12 protein-coding genes are annotated in these 13399 nt (G+C 51.4%); 4 read left to right on the plus strand and 8 right to left on the minus strand.

Features of this window, described 5'->3' with window-relative positions:
* Positions 1-149 precede the first annotated feature (149 nt).
* The 6 genes from pdxA to JCR24_RS06055 form a co-directional block, all read right to left on the minus strand.
* Positions 150-1145, minus strand: coding sequence for a 4-hydroxythreonine-4-phosphate dehydrogenase PdxA (gene pdxA / locus JCR24_RS06030; protein WP_238980283.1), 996 nt, complete (start codon positions 1143-1145; stop codon positions 150-152).
* A complete protein-coding gene (locus tag JCR24_RS06035; RefSeq protein WP_238980284.1) occupies positions 1142-2443 on the minus strand; it encodes a four-carbon acid sugar kinase family protein in 1302 nt (433 codons plus the stop codon). Before JCR24_RS06035 ends, pdxA begins: the two co-directional genes overlap by 4 nt.
* Before the next feature lie 21 nt (positions 2444-2464).
* Positions 2465-3427, minus strand: a complete 963-nt coding sequence (locus JCR24_RS06040; RefSeq protein ID WP_238980285.1) for a 2-keto-3-deoxygluconate permease — start codon at positions 3425-3427, stop codon at positions 2465-2467.
* A gap of 153 nt (positions 3428-3580) precedes the next feature.
* Positions 3581-5344, minus strand: a complete 1764-nt coding sequence (locus JCR24_RS06045) for a PrpR N-terminal domain-containing protein (RefSeq protein ID WP_238980286.1) — start codon at positions 5342-5344, stop codon at positions 3581-3583.
* A gap of 316 nt (positions 5345-5660) precedes the next feature.
* Positions 5661-6584, minus strand: coding sequence for an RpnC/YadD family protein (locus JCR24_RS06050; protein WP_238980287.1), 924 nt, complete (start codon positions 6582-6584; stop codon positions 5661-5663).
* A 171-nt stretch (positions 6585-6755) separates the two neighbouring features.
* Positions 6756-7253, minus strand: coding sequence for a L,D-transpeptidase family protein (locus JCR24_RS06055; RefSeq protein ID WP_238980288.1), 498 nt, complete (start codon positions 7251-7253; stop codon positions 6756-6758).
* Positions 7254-7486: 233 nt separating this feature from the next.
* Here JCR24_RS06055 and JCR24_RS06060 point away from each other — a divergent pair, with 233 nt between their 5' ends.
* Positions 7487-7687, plus strand: coding sequence for a hypothetical protein (locus tag JCR24_RS06060; RefSeq protein ID WP_011232749.1), 201 nt, complete (start codon positions 7487-7489; stop codon positions 7685-7687).
* Positions 7688-7730: 43 nt separating this feature from the next.
* Here JCR24_RS06060 and JCR24_RS06065 read toward each other — a convergent pair whose 3' ends face one another.
* On the minus strand, positions 7731-8204 hold the full coding sequence (locus JCR24_RS06065; protein ID WP_238980289.1) for a hypothetical protein: 474 nt from the start codon (positions 8202-8204) through the stop codon (positions 7731-7733).
* Between the two features lie 294 nt (positions 8205-8498).
* Here JCR24_RS06065 and JCR24_RS06070 point away from each other — a divergent pair, with 294 nt between their 5' ends.
* Entirely contained in the window at positions 8499-9431 is a 933-nt protein-coding gene (locus JCR24_RS06070; protein WP_238980290.1) for a DMT family transporter, read from the plus strand.
* 201 nt (positions 9432-9632) lie between these two features.
* Entirely contained in the window at positions 9633-10526 is an 894-nt protein-coding gene (locus JCR24_RS06075) for an Rpn family recombination-promoting nuclease/putative transposase (protein WP_013524772.1), read from the plus strand.
* A 39-nt stretch (positions 10527-10565) separates the two neighbouring features.
* On the opposite strand, the gene JCR24_RS06080 is transcribed toward JCR24_RS06075, so the two are convergent.
* Positions 10566-11579 carry a substrate-binding domain-containing protein gene (locus JCR24_RS06080; RefSeq protein ID WP_025039389.1) on the minus strand — a complete coding sequence of 338 codons (1014 nt, stop codon included), beginning with the start codon at positions 11577-11579 and terminating at the stop codon, positions 10566-10568.
* 493 nt (positions 11580-12072) lie between these two features.
* On the opposite strand from JCR24_RS06080, the gene JCR24_RS06085 reads away from it, so the two are divergent.
* A complete protein-coding gene (locus tag JCR24_RS06085; RefSeq protein ID WP_014195126.1) occupies positions 12073-13398 on the plus strand; it encodes an extracellular solute-binding protein in 1326 nt (441 codons plus the stop codon).
* The last annotated feature ends 1 nt before the right edge of the window (position 13399 follow it).

Raw genomic sequence — 13399 nt, forward strand, 5'->3', positions numbered from 1 at the left:
GCGAAGCGAATCGCTATAAGGGGGAGGATCGCATTCACATGATAACGGCGTCTTTCTGATCCGGATGTGTTCGTTGATGGCAGAGTGGAGGAGTGGTTTTTAGAACATAGGCGGCATTGATGGAAGAATGCCGCCTATGTTATTGGGCATTACTGTTTCGGCGCCAACTCAACAGCGGTGCGGATGGCTTCGAGCATGCTTCGTTCGTCAGCCAGGTTTTTTCCAGCAATGTCAAAAGCGGTGCCATGGTCGACCGAAGTGCGGATGATGCCTCCTTTGAGGCCGACGGTGATGTTGACGCCGGCTTCGAGCCCGAGCACTTTGATCGGGGCATGCCCTTGGTCGTGGTAGCACGCGACGACGATGTCAAAATCGCCGCGCACGGCCCGGTAAAAGAGGGTGTCGGCCGGATATGGCCCCGAGACATTGATTCCTTCTTCCTGAGCCCGGCGGATGGCGGGGATGAGTTTTTCTTCTTCTTCCCCGTTTCCGAACAGGCCGTTTTCGCCTGCATGAGGGTTGATGCCGCATACGGCGATGCGCGGGTTGATTTTTCCGGCCCGCGTTAAGGTGTCATGGGCGAGCTTGATGACTCGATACGTACGTTCGGGGTTAATCATCTCGATCGCCTGGATGAGCCCGACGTGAGTTGTGATATGGATGACCTTCAGTTGCGGGGAAGACAGCATCATTGCATAATCTTCTGTGCCAGTTAAGTCGGCCAAAATTTCCGTGTGCCCCGGATACAAGTGACCGCCTTTGTGCAGTGCTTCCTTGTTTAGCGGGGCGGTGCAGATGGCGTGGATGTCACCGCTTTTGGCCAGTTCAATGGCTTGTTTTAAAAATTGGAATGCGGCATCTCCCGCTGCGGCCGACACTTGCCCGAACGGCAAATCGGCCGGGAGCAAATCCAAGTCGAGACAGTCGATTGATCCGTGTTCATATACGGCTTCGGCGACGTTGGAAATCGGGCGGATCGATACGTTAGCATTGGTGATGCGCACGGCCCGCTCCAAGATTTTGGCATCCCCGATCACCAACGGGTTGCACTGTTCATAAACGGATGGGTTTTGCAGGGCTTTGACGATGATTTCCGGTCCGATTCCTGCTGCATCTCCCATGGTGATTCCAATCGCTGGTTTCATTTCGCATCGACTCCTTGTAACTGATGAAGAGCATGAACTAAGGTCATTTCGGAGCCGAAAGCTCCGGCTTTGGTGACGACGTACATGTCTAGGTCATGGATCAATTTGGACAAGGGCACCCCGGGTTCGATTTCATTGATTAGTTCAAAACCGGCCGCTCCGATCCGGCTGCATACATATTTTGCGGTATCCCCGCCGGTTAATACCATCGATCCGAAATGGCCGCCGCGGATCAGCGCTGCCGCGACTTCTCCCAATCCTTCCGCAATCGAGTTGCTCATTTCCACCGGGCTTCGCCCGCTCGCCTCCCCAATGGCGTGCACTTGTTTAATGTCGTCGGGAGAGGCGGAGGAATAGAGGGCGATATGAAACCCTTGCTTTACCCCGTCTTCGGCTTGGCACAGGGCTCTTGCCATTTCCCTGATGCGAGATTCGGGATCGCGTACGAGTTGTATAGAATCGATTTGGATGCCTTTTACATTTGGCAAAGAAAGGACACGATCAAGCTGTGTCCGCGATACTTGGCTGACACTCCCAACAACAAGCAGGACAGGGCGCGCGCTCGGTTTGATCGTTGTTGTGCGGGGTGACGTTTGCCAGCCATACGCCTCGGGAAGGCAGTGAGCCAGCCCTGCCGAACCGACCCAGACGACCCGTTCGTTGAGCTGGCGTACATATTGGGCGGTGCGTTGCAAGTCATCTTCGCCGATAGAATCAAAGACGATATACCGGATGCCGTCAGCTCGATAGCGATCCAGTTGTTCCCTCACCTTGTCGAAGCCGAGGTGAAGGGTTTGGTAATCGATCAACCCGATCGGCCGCTTTGTCTGTTTGGCAAGCAGGCGGGGAATGTAGGATTCATCGATCGGGCATTTCGGATCTCGTGATAATTCGGTCTCATGAAGCAAGGTGTCATGCAAAAAGTGATGCCCCTTGTAAATCGTCCGCCCGTTTTGCGGATAGCCTGGTGCGATGATCATAAACGCGGGCTGGACGGTGTCGTAAATGGCATCGATTTCCGCCCCGATGTTTCCTCTGAGAGTGGAATCGATTTTTTTGTATAAATGGGTATATCCCATCTGTTGCAATGCCTGTGCCGCTTCTTGCACTTTTCGATAGGCCTCAGGCGCAGGAAGCGCCCGGCTGTCGGTGTCGACGACGACAACGTCCGCTTCCTGTCCCTCGACTAGTTTTATCAAGTCAAACAAGACGTGCGCGGTCCATCCTTGTCTGGCGAATTGGACGCCAGAATCGGAGGCGCCTGTCAGGTCATCGGCAATGATGGCTAATCGGTTCATTTTGTCTCCCTCCGTTGTTCATCAAGCAGTCGGTTGGTCACCTGCCCCAACCCGTTTCGCCCACCAAGCGGTGACGATCGGTACTAAAATCGCGGTCACGATCACGCACGAAGCAACCAAGGCGGTGGCTGCGGGAGCGACCGGGGCATAGGCGGAGTTGGCGGCAGCGACAGCCGCTGGAACTCCTGCGGCATTGCCTGCTGTCGAGGCGGCGGCCAGTCCTGCAACCCCATTGCCGCCAGTCAATCGGTCAACAAGCCATAGGACGGAACCGGTGACCACGACAACGGCAACGCCTAATAAGATTCCGGCGAGTCCTGCTTTCCAAACGTTTTGCAAATTCAATCCCGCTCCTAAGGCGAAGGCGAAAAACGGAACTAATACGGGAACGGCGCGGCCGAGAAAGTCACGCAAGTCGCGATCCAAGTTGCCGAGGATCATGCCGACCACAAGCGGCAAAATCGCTCCGACGAGTGTTTGCCAAGGGAAGGCAGAAAGTCCTGCCACCCCAAGGGTGACCATTGTCAAGAACGGTCCTGATTCCAAACTCATAATCGAATAGGCAGCGACATCTTCTTTTTTTCCAAACTGCCCCATCAGCGCCATGTATAATCCACCGTTTGTGTCATTCATGGCAGCGACGATGGCCAGTACAGACAAACCAGCAAACAGCCCGCTGTCGATCATCCCTTCCCCGAGGAAGCGGGCGGCGATAATGCCAATCAGCGCAGCGACGCCGACTTTTGTCAGGAGCAACGCGCCCCCTTTTTTGAGAATATACGGTGTGGCCTTAAAGTCAATGGTTGCGCCCATGCAGACGTAAAATACCGCGAGAATCGGCAGCGCGCCGGTTAGGAGCGCGCCAGTGAACGAACCAAACGTTTGGGCTGTGCCTGGAAATAAAGTATTGATGATGGCCCCTAAGATGAGCGGAACGATCATCATCCCGCCCGGAATGCGGTCTAACGTTGCTTTGATTTTCATTTCTCCCTTTCCCCCTTACATATTGTTTAAAAATGAAATAGTTAATTAAATTGAAATCGCTTGCATTAAAGATTGTAGTTCATTTTGTTTAATTTATCAACATGATTTTTAGAAATAAAACAAAAAGCTGAAATAACGTTGCGATTTGCAACATTATTTCAGCTTTCTCCATAACGTGCTTCGATTAATGCCAAGTCGTTTCGCCGCTTTTGTTTGGTTCATGTCCTCCTCTTTAAGGACTTTCCAAATGATCTCTTTCTCGATTTCAGCCAATGGTTTTTGTAAATCAAGGCAGAGGCCCGTTTCATTACTGAGAAACCCGGCCGCTCGCAATTCATCGATCCCGATATATTCACGGCGGGCGGATTGAACGGCTTGTTCGATGACATTCGAAAGCTCTTTCCAGTTGCCTTTCCAATGGTGGCGGCGCAGTTGCTTGAGTGCTTCCTCATCAATGCCGACGATTTGTTTTCCGTATTTGACATTGTATTGGGCGATGAACTTTCGGGCATATTCCTCTAGATCATCGAGGCATTCCCTCAAGGATGGCAGTCGGATTTGATTCGGCTTCAACTGCTTGAGAAGATGAGGGGACAACCGTTTTTGCCGCCACAAACGAACCGGGCTGTCTTCAAATAAAAACAAAATGCGCGCCGAGGCCGCGGGGATCAGTTGGGCGATTTCGTCCTGGCGCATTGCTGGAAGCTGTTCGATCCCTTGCAATACGCACGTTCCGTTGTTTGCATAAGCAAAAATGGAACGGAGACGATCCATGAGTCCGCGGCTGTCGGCAACAAGGCGGACGAACAAGAGCAATTCGCTTGGCTGCTTCTGTTCGCAGTGGATGATTCCTGCCAACGTTTTTTTGCCGGTCCCTTGTTCCCCGTATAAGGCGAGCGGTTCACGATGCATGGCCGCTTGTTCACCTTGGCGGATCATGGTTTGAATCGGTTCGCTGTTTCCGATGATTTGAGAGAAGGACCTCATCACCGGCTGTATGGCGGTGACGGTGAGGCCATGGTCGGCGGGGGAGCTGTCCGGTTCGGAAACGCGCAAGTAATAGTAGTTTTCATCCAAATGCCCTTGCCGCAGGTGCACGCGCTCATCGTTGATTATATACACATATTCAATTTCCACCGGCGCGATTGCCCGGCATAGCGCGTGATATTCGCGGTCAAGGAACGGAAAATAGGCGCCAATCGATGATTCGCCGAGGTCGGTTGTTATTGGTGCCAACCGGTGTTGAAAGGTTGGGCTGGCGTACTGGATGACGCCTTGTTCATTGTACAGCGCCACGGCAGCGCCGCTTTTGTGCAACAGTTGTTTATACAGGGCGGCTTCGTTGGCCTTGTGTTGGATCATTTGATACGTCTGCCTTGCCTGTTCAAATGCCTCGATGACCGATTCCTTGCCCGACGTGATGAGGATGCTGTGCAACCCGTGCGCCTCCGCTGTTTTACAGGTGACGGTATCTCCGATAATCGTTTGGGCGCCTGCTGCTTTTGCTTTCTCCACCGCCTCGTCAACTTCGCTTTGGTTATGGATAATCGTATACGGGATATGAATCCCTAAGAGGTTGGATACAGAAACAAAACCTTGGCAAATGTTCGTGAACCCGATGATCCAATGGTTGTTGTGATAGTCTTTCACTAATGTCAATATGCGCAAGATATCATAGCCTGACACTTGAATTTCAATGACGGGCAGTGACGTATGTTGCCGCAGCAGCTTCGCCGTGCCGCCGCGGCTGATCACAAGATCGATTCCTTCTTTCTCGTATTGTTTTACAATCGGCACAGCTTCTTGCAAGTCTGCCTGCACTACAATGACATCAAGATCTTTCTGCTCTTGGGCGATCGATAAGGCAAGTTCTCTGAGTCCAGGATAAGGGGCAATCAGTAACATTTTGATGTTCATGTGGATTCATCACCTGTTTTGTCCTGTGTTTCATTCCCATTTCATTATAGCTTAATTTTCGGTAGGATTGCGATGGGATGTACTTATAGAGGTTTAGATGGTGGCTGAAATATTTACGGGGCTGGTGATTTAGTGAAAAAGACTGGTGTCCCAACCGTCTTTCAATTAGAGAAACCTTGCCAAACACATTTTCTTTTCTGGTGAAATACCGTCAATTTACAAGAGGTATCTGTTTTTTTCTCTAACCTTATTGAAAAAAGAAGTGAAGGTTGGCTCTTGTCCCTGAAAAAAGCCGCACAGTGGCGGCTCTTTGACGTTATGAGGACGGCGTCTGATGGTTGTCCATTTCCTTCGCGAGGTCGGCGACTTCGGCGACGGTCAGCCCGGTTCGTTTGGCGATCTCGTGAATGGGAAGAACATCAAGCAAATTTTTGGCGATTTCGATGGCCTTCCGTTTTTCCGTTTGCTTGATCGCCTGTTCTTTTTCCTGCATCACTTTCTTCAACATTTCTTCTCTTTCTTGTTCAAGTTCTTCGACTAACAGACGGAACACTTTGTTCACTTTGATCCACTCCTTTACTTTTTCGGCGTATGACCGGTCGATGAATTTATCTGTGGCGGTCAGGACGCCGGCGATGATGTGCAGCTGTTTCGGTTCGTCGTCGATCGTTTTCGCCAGTTCGATCGTTTTTTCGATCATCGTTTGCCGGTCGAAGCGGGTGTGCATGAGCGGAACGAGGATGAGTTTCATCGTTTCTTCCGGAGTGAGCGGTTCGCCGTTGTGGACTTTTTCTTCAATGGCATGGAAAATGGCATCGCCGTTGAATTCGCCAAGCAGCACCGCTTTGGATGAAAGAAGCACGTCGCCGGCGTCAAGCTGTTCGCGGGCACTCGTGACATCGCTTGTGTAAATAACCACAATGCGAACCGGATGGATTCGTTTTTCCTGTTGATAGTATGTGTGAAGGATGCGGCAGGCATAATCAAGATACTTTAAATGGTTGTCGAGAAATCGGTCGTTGCTTTCGTACTCCAGAAGCAAAATGGAATCGTCTTCGAGAAGAAACACAGTGTCGGCGCGCCGTTCATCCGCCCGTACAGACGGAAATTCGGTTGGAAGCAGTGCTTTGATCCGCGGGAGTCCGTGAAGTCCGTATACATCGAGGGCTTGGTTTTGGTACAATGCGCTCAGCGACTTGAACAAAATGTCTTTGGCGTGATGCGAGATCCCGCCTGGCATCGTCTCCACTCCATTCGCTTTTTATCTCAATTATACTACTTGCCCGATCGGTTGTCAGCTGCCATCGTGAGCGGAAACACGGTGTTCGTTCGATGGGAGTGAATGACATCTTCCTGAAAAATCAAACGGGTTGCGACCCGGAACAGATGGATGAATGGCGCTGTTTTGCCCTCACGGCCGGATAAACACTTCCGTTCCGTTCGGGACGATGGAGGCGAGCTCGAGCACGTCTTTGTTGTGCATGCGGATGCAGCCTTTGGATACGTATTTGCCGATCGAGGACGGGTCGTTCGTGCCGTGGATGCCGTAATGGAGTTTGGATAAGCTGAGCCACATCGCGCCGAACGGCCCGCCTGGGTTCGGCTGGCGGTTGACGATGACAAAGTCGCCGACGGGGGTGGCGGTGACCATTTTCCCGACGCCGATGGGATACGTACGGATCGTCCGCCCTCGGTGTTTTAACGTCAGCTGGCGGCGGCTGATCGAAATGTGGATCGTGTACGGAATCGATCCTTTCGGCGGAAGGTGGGGGATGACGATCTCCTGCCCGGGAAAGATGACGGACGCGGCGGTTAAACCATTGGCGCGAAGGAGCGCCTCAACAGATGTGCGGTAGTCGCGGGCGATGGAGGCGATCGTTTCCCCGTGTTTGACGATATGTTTGTACATGGCATTTCGCTCCTTTTTTTCGCTGGATGGAGAAAATAGCTCCGATTGATGATACATTAGTGTATGAGAAGATTCGAATAAGGTTGCTCAAATGGGAAGAGAGTCTCATGCGCATGGCATGCGGCCGCCAATGCCGTATGAACGCGCTGTGCGTTAGTCTATACTTGATAGGGAGCGTTGCCTAACGGGTGTTTCTTGTCAAAACGTGTAGGTGAAAAAGGAGGATGGCGCGAATGAGAACGTTTGTCCTAAAACCGGAAGGACAGAAGGTTGATTATGAGCTGTATGCCGAGCTCTCCCCTGTCCCGCTTGAGATCATTGACGGCGATCTCTTTTTTACGAAAGAGGAGCGGGAAAACTTGCTTAAGCTGTTGATATACAATGTCGGCATTAATCGGACGCTTGAGATCATCGAGGAATGGAAGGAGCGGTGAAAGCGGCGCCCGGTCGATATCGGGGCCGCATCGATGTTGGGGGTTACGGGCGGTAAGGGAACAAAATGTTCTTTTCCCCTTTTTCTTTGGCGACGAAGACGTCTTGATGGATTTCGAACACGCCAAAAGCGCTATGGAACGTCTGAATGACGCGGACGCGATACACGTCGTGAAGCGGTTTGTTCTCATCAGACATCGACCATGACGACAGTTTTTCCACCTCATCGATGCGGTAGTCGAACGTCTCGACGCCGAAGTCTTGCATAAAGACGTGGGCGCGGCGCTGGATGTAGACGTCTTTTGGGAATTTCTTTTTCATAAGCGGGTGAAACAGCTCCCAAGAGCTGCCAAAATCCCCTGCCTGCTCGTAGTGGTAAAACGTGTAAACGATTTCCTTTGCCTCGTTCCGTTCGTTCGAAAGAAACAGAGACAAGATCGCCACCAACACGGCGACGGCAGTGAGAACCGCCACCCCAGTCCTGGCTCGGATCGTCTTTTGGCGGTAGCGTGGGAACATGGGGTCTCCTCTCCTCTCTGTTATACCATATGCACGATGGGCGGCGGATATGGGCAGGGAAAGGGCGGAAGCGCCGTGGCATGTGTCACAGGATAGACATACGGCCGCATTTTTTAGTCAAAAAATTCATCAGAGTGTAGTAAAATGGATGGCAGAAGTTGTTGGAAATGATGCACTAGCGTGAGAAACGGTGGTTTGTCCTATTTGGAGGCGGGTGAAAAGGCGGAGCGTTTAGGGCTCCGTTTTTCCTTTGCCGTTCCGCTGAAAACAGAGATGCAGGAGAGGTAGAGAGCGATGCGGAAATCATTTATTTATGCGCTGTTGGTCGCTATTATGGTTGCTTGGGGCTTGAACGTGACGGCGTTGAAAATTCTTGTGGAGCATTTTTCGCCCGTCGCGTTGACGGCGCTTCGCATTCTAACGGCCGGGTTGGTCGTGCTTTTGTTTTTATGGGGGATCGGCAAGCTTCAAAAAGTCAGTTGGAATGAGGCGAAACAGATTGGTTTGGCCGCATTGTTCAGCGTGGTGGCCCATCACTTCTTTTTAGCTTTGGGGCTCGCGAGGACGACGGCGGTGAACGCGGGCCTTGTTTTAGGAATGGTGCCGCTTGTGACGGCGCTGTTGGCGATCGTGTTTTTGGGGCAGCGGCCGACGTTGTTTCGTTTGCTTGGCATCGCGCTCGGGTTTTTTGGCGTCGTGTTTGTCGTCGCGAACGGCGATGGCGGCCTCGGCCATTTGTCAATCGGGGATGTGTACATCTTTTTGGCCGTCTTGGCGCAAGGGATCAGCTTCATTATGATCAAAAAGGCGACGGTCGAGGCGCGGGTGATGACTGGGTGGATGCTCGTCTTCGGGTCGCTTTGGCTGTTTGTCTTAAGCCTCGTGCTCGAGCCGAGCGGCCTATCGAGTTTGAAAGAGGGTACGTTGCCGCTTTGGCTCATTTTCCTTGCTTCGGCTGTCGTGGCGACGGCGCTTGGCCATATGTTTTATAACCAGGCTGTTCAACATCTTGGTCCCGCTGAGTCGGCGGTGTTCATCAACCTCAATCCGCTCTTTTCGTTGCTTGGGGCGCACTGGTTGCTTGGTGAGCCGATTTCATGGATGCAGCTGGCTGGTTTTCTCTTCATCGTCGCGGGCGTGATGTTCGGCAGCGGGGGGATGGATGACGTGATCGCCCGTTTCCGCCGGGCGAAGGCGGTGGAGGGCAGAAGGAAGGCGGGGATGTAGTAGCCTTGGAATCCCCCACTTCTAGGCCTTGCGTGCAAGTGGCGAAACATTCATATCCAGGAATGGAGGGGGCTTCACATTGCGGTCGGCGTCTTGGCTGTCTCTTCTCGAAAAGGGACAGCCATTTTTGTGCCATCGGCAGGATTTTGCTTGATGATGTCGAAAAAGAGAATACGAAACGTATTCGTGTGAGGTGAATGTATGGCGATCGATCACGACCGGTTGTTCAAGGAGTTGTTGCAGACGTTTTTTGAGGAATTTGTGCTTCTCTTCTTTCCGGATATGCACGAGCATATTGATTTCAACCATTTGTCGTTTTTGTCCGAAGAGCTGTTTACGGACGTAACGGCTGGGGAGAAGTACCGCGTTGACCTGCTCGTCGAGACGAAGTTCAAAGGAAAAGACGGATTGATCATTGTTCACGTAGAAAACCAAGCGTACGTTCAATCGTCATTTCCAGAAAGAATGTTTCTTTACTTCAGCCGCTTGTTTGAAAAATACCGCACTCCGATCATTCCGATTGCCGTCTTCAGCTATGATGCCATCCGAGATGAACCCTCTTCGTTCACGCTCTCCTTTCCGTTTGGCGATGTGCTTGACTTTCGCTTTTTCCATGTGGAGTTGCGCAAGCAAAACTGGCGCCAATTCATCCGCACCGACAACCCGGTGGCGGCTGCGCTGCTTAGCAAAATGGGGTATACTGAAAGTGAACGAGTGGAACTGAAAAAGCAATTTTTGCGCATGTTGGTGCGTCTTGAGCTAGACGAGGCAAGACAGCGTTTGTTGATGGGCTTTTTTGAAACGTATGTGAAGCTGTCCGATGAAGAAGAACAACAGCTTCGAAGCGAGGTGGAACAAATGGAGACGAAAGAAAAAGAACGCGTGCTGGAATTGATCATTTCGTACGAGCAAAAGGGAAAAATTCAAGGCCGAAAGGAAGGACGGGAGGAAGGGCGCAAAGAGGGAGCGGAACAAGAAAAACGGCACATTGCGAAACGGATGTTGATGAAAGGGTTTGATGCGCAGACGATTCACGAACTGACCGGATTGCCTGTGACGGAGATTGAGGAAATGAAACAAAGCGGCTTCAAGTGAATGGAAATCAAACAGGCGGGGCAAAAGGCCAGCCCCGCCCTAGCGCGTTGGTTTTGCTGCTGTGGATTCCCGTTTGATCAGTTTCGTAGACAATAGCACTTCCTGAAAAGGTTCGTTCGGGTTGTCCCACCGCCATCGCAACAATTCCACCGCTCGTTTGCCGTAGCGCTTCAGGTCGATGTCGACGGTCGTGATTTTCGGCGTCGCGATTTGCGACAGCTGCCCGTTGTCAAAGCTGCAGACGGAAACGTCATCGGGCACTTTTAGCCCGTACTGCTGCAGGCCGGTGCTGACGAAAAAGCCAAGCCCGTCATTGACGCAAAACCAGGCGGTCGGCTGCCGCTTCAGCTCGCGGATGTAGCCTGCGATGACCGTTTCGTCCTCTTGCGCCTGGCAGAACATCCACTCCTCGTTCGGTTTCACTCCATAGTCTTTCAGCGCCAATAAGTACCCTTCATACCGCTCTTGATAGCTTGGCGAATAGTTGACGTCGCCGACAAACGCGATGTCAGTATGGTTGAGCTCCAACAAATGCTGGACGGCCACATACGCCCCGAACCGATTGTTTGTCAGCACCGCATCGGCTGGAATGTTCGGATGGTGATGGTCGACCAGGACGGTCGGGATGCCGGTGGCGACGATTTGTTGGATGTACTCGGTGCTGATGTGGGAAAGGACGATCACGCCGTCGACTTGTTTTTCCTCGATGAACGAAGGCAAAAGAAGCCGTTCTTTTTGTTCTTTGTTCACCGATTGGATGTGCAGCTTCATGCCGTGTGACAGCGCTTCCTGTTCAATGCTTAAGTAGATTTCGCCAAAAAATTTCAGCGAAAACGTGCGGTCGGAGGCGATGAGGGCGATTTGCCTCGGCGGTTTGCCGCGCGACTTCGCGCGGGAGGCGGGATATTCATACCCCATTTCTTTGGCTACACGCTTCACAAGCTCCCTCGTTTCTTCGCTGACCCCTTCTTTGCCGCGCAGCGCTTGAGAGACCGAGTTTTTGGAAATGTTCAGTCGATCGGCGATGTCTTGCATGGTGACGCGTTTTTTCATTCTTTACCTCCACTTGTTCGCTATTTTTGCCTTTCGGTGATTTGAGGCGTCGACAAGGACGGCCGTTGCGATTTTTCGCTTTCCATCATTCAAGTATACATCGAAATCTTGAGGTTGGCTCCGCTTTCGCAGCGTTTGCTTGCTTTCTCTAGTTCAAGTATATCCCTTGTGAAAACGAAAGACATTCAATACCTCGGAACAAATATATACGGAATGATATTGTAACGTTACAATTGTTATTTGTCAAGTTGATGGATTGCGTCTAAACTCACGGTTTTTTCTTGTCTTTTCCGCAAAAAGAAGTTGACTATTTCGTTGAATCATGAAATAATGTCATTGTAATGTTATAAAATACCGTTACATAAATTTGTTTTTTAGCTAACAAGATTGTTCGTCTCCATGATTTGTCACGGGAAGAAGAGGGGTTGTCTGAAGCGGTTGTTTATGTAAGCGTTTTAATCACCTACTCATTAATACAAGGGGGGAATGGACGATGAAAAAGCGCAAGTGGTTCAAACTGGCTTCGTTGTTGCTTGCCGCTGCGGTGGCGGGAACAGGCTGTCAAGGACAGACCGGGAATGAACAGGGGCAGAAGAAGGAAGGATCAACCGTGCAAATTGAGTTTTGGGCGGCGCCGAATCCGACGCAGCAGGCATTCTGGAAGAAGATGGCGGATCGCTATATGGAAGAGCATCAAAACGTGAAAATCAAAGTATCGCCGATGCCGGAAAGCCCTTCTTCGGAGGCGGGCATTCAGTCGGCGATTGCGGCGGGAAATGCGCCGGTTATTTCCGAAAACATCTCCCGCGGGTTTGCCGCACAGCTGGCGGACAGCCGGGCGATTGTGCCGCTGGATCAATTTGAAGGGTTTGATGATGTAATCGGCAAACGGCAAATGAAAAGCACGATTTCAACATGGAAGTTCGCCGATGGGCATCAATATGTGCTGCCGATTTACTCCAACGCCATGCTGTTCGGTTGGCGAATCGATATTCTGAAAGAGTTGGGGTATAACGCTCCGCCGAAGACGTACAGCGAAGTCATGGAAGTCGGCAAAAAGTTGAAAGAAAAATATCCGAACAAGTTTCTATGGGCGAGAGCCGACTTGGTCAAACCGACGTGGTGGGCGAGATGGTTTGACTTCTTCATGATTTACAATGCGGCGTCGAATGGGACGCATTTCATCGATGGAAACAAGTTGAGTGCGGATCGTGACGCGGGTGTGAAGACGCTCCAGTTCTTCGCTGATTTAAGCAAAAATCAGCTCGTGTTGACGAAAGAGACGAAAGATCCGTTTGAAAGCGGTACATCCTTGATGTCCGATTTAGGGCCGTGGACGTTCCCGTATTGGGCTGAGAAGTTTCCGGAAATGAAGTTTAACGAGAAATACGTGTTGTCGATGCCGCCTGTGCCTGATGGCATGGACCCGTCGCAGGCGAAAACGTTCGCCGATACAAAAGGGCTGGTCATTTACGCTTCGGCGACGAAAGAACAGCAACAAGCCGCGTTCGATTTCGTCAAATGGGTGTATTCCGATCCGCAAAACGATTTGGAATGGCTGAAAGAAACGAACTTGCCGCCGGCGCGGGACGACTTGTCGACGAACGAGGCGTTTGTCTCCTATTTTGAACAAAATCCGCAGCTGAAACTGTATGCGGAAAACGTTCCGAATGCCATACCGCCTATGGATAACGCCAAAATGGTTGAGCTTCAAGAGCTGATCGGCAAAGAGGCGTTGAATCCGGTCGTCAAAGGCGAGAAAACCCCAGAAAAAGCGTGGGAGGACATGGAAAAGGCGATCAATGGGGTGTTAAAATAAC

It is taken from the genome of Geobacillus sp. YHL (assembly GCF_022341265.1).
Taxonomy (GTDB): domain Bacteria; phylum Bacillota; class Bacilli; order Bacillales; family Anoxybacillaceae; genus Geobacillus; species Geobacillus thermoleovorans.